The sequence below is a fragment of the Dactylosporangium salmoneum genome (assembly GCF_039532525.1).
Classification (GTDB): Bacteria; Actinomycetota; Actinomycetes; order Mycobacteriales; family Micromonosporaceae; genus Dactylosporangium; species Dactylosporangium salmoneum.
Genome location: NZ_BAAARV010000150.1, coordinates 1 through 843, shown reverse-complemented (window position 1 = coordinate 843; position 843 = coordinate 1). Strand labels below are relative to the sequence as shown.

Here is an 843-nt window from a genome sequence, read left to right as displayed (position 1 = left end):
GTTGTGTCTGCAAACCGGCGTATGAGTCGTCGCTGACCGATTCGCAGTGGGCAGTGATCGCACCGCTGTTGCCGGTGCGGGATCTTCGCCGTGGTGGCCGTCCGTTGCGGTATCCGCGTCGGCTGGTCATCGACACGATCCTGTACGTGCTGCGCACCGGCTGTGCGTGGCGGCTTGTGCCGCATGACCTTGCGCCGTGGGATGTGGCATACCGGTGGTTTCGGTGCTGGAGTGCTGATGGCACTTGGGACCGGGTCCATGACCGGCTGCGGGACCTCGTGCGGATCGCCGAAGGCCGCGACCCGCAGCCGTCCGCGGCGGTCCTGGACTCGCAGACCGCGCATAGCCACGAAGGTGGTGAACAGATCGGCTGGGACGCGGGCAAACGCACCCGGGGCAGGAAACGGCATGTCCTGGTCGACACGACGGGGCTGTTGCTCAAGGCCGTGGTCCATGCCGCCTCGGTGCAGGAACGCGCCGGCGCGAAGCTCGTGCTGGCTGGCATCACCGCGGCATTCCCGCTGCTGGGCCTGGTATGGGCCGACGCCGGCTACGTCAACCGCGTGGATGCCGGTTTGCTGGGCTGGGCCCGCGTCCACGCCGGGATCGAGTTGCAGATCGTGCCGCGCAACGCTGACGTGAAAGGCTTCCAGGTGCTACCCCGACGCTGGGTGGTGGAACGAACCTTCGCCTGGTTGGGACGGTGCAGACGATTGGCCCGTGACTACGAACGCAAACCCGCGCACGCCGAAGCCATGATCAAAGTAGCGATGATCCGGCTGATGGCCGCCCGCCTCGCCGGTGAGGACATCGAACCGCAAGGCCCGATCGAGACCGAAGCGG

Annotated in this window: 1 protein-coding gene; it reads left to right on the top strand. The window is 67.0% G+C overall.

Features of this window, described 5'->3' with window-relative positions:
• Window positions 1–32: 32 nt before the first annotated feature.
• Window positions 33–843, top strand: an 811-nt coding sequence (locus tag ABD352_RS57425; protein ID WP_344621155.1) for an IS5 family transposase, incomplete at its 3' end; no start/stop codon positions are given.